Below are 440 nucleotides of genomic sequence, written 5' to 3'. Positions count from 1 at the left end.
CGAGTTGGGTGTGGTTGTTCCCTCCGGCGGGACTTTTGTCGTCGTGTCGTTACCGGCGGAGCCCCCCCCTCCGTCGCTGCCATCTATGGGTGCGCCAGCACACCCGGCGAGTCCACCAAGGAGCGTGACGCCGGTTGCGGCGAGGAAGTCGCGTCGGGACCCAAGCATGCAATTTGATACCATTGCTACAAGAGTAAGGTTTACTCCGAGTCCGGCGGCGAGCGGGGCCGTGGCAACGAGCCTTCACCGTATCTCTCGAATCGGGTGTCGATTCCGAATCCCTTACCACCCGACCGGTCCGTCGGATAGGACATGGACGAGGTACTCGTCGCCGACGACCTCAGGAAATCCTACGGCGACGTGGAGGCGCTTTCGGGCGTCTCCCTGTCAGTCGCCGAAGGGGAGGTTTTCGGCCTCATCGGTCCGAACGGCGCGGGGAA

At 63.4% G+C, this 440-nt stretch carries 1 pseudogene; it reads left to right on the top strand.

Features of this window, described 5'->3' with window-relative positions:
* Positions 1-312: 312 nt before the first annotated feature.
* A pseudogene (locus DVK05_RS16645) lies at positions 313-440 on the top strand (ABC transporter ATP-binding protein); the annotation flags it as partial.

Source organism: Halorubrum sp. Atlit-8R (assembly GCF_003666025.1).
Classification (GTDB): Archaea; Halobacteriota; Halobacteria; order Halobacteriales; family Haloferacaceae; genus Halorubrum; species Halorubrum salinarum.
The sequence above is the reverse complement of the archived record's forward strand: the minus strand, read 5'-3'. Positions and strand labels throughout refer to the sequence as shown.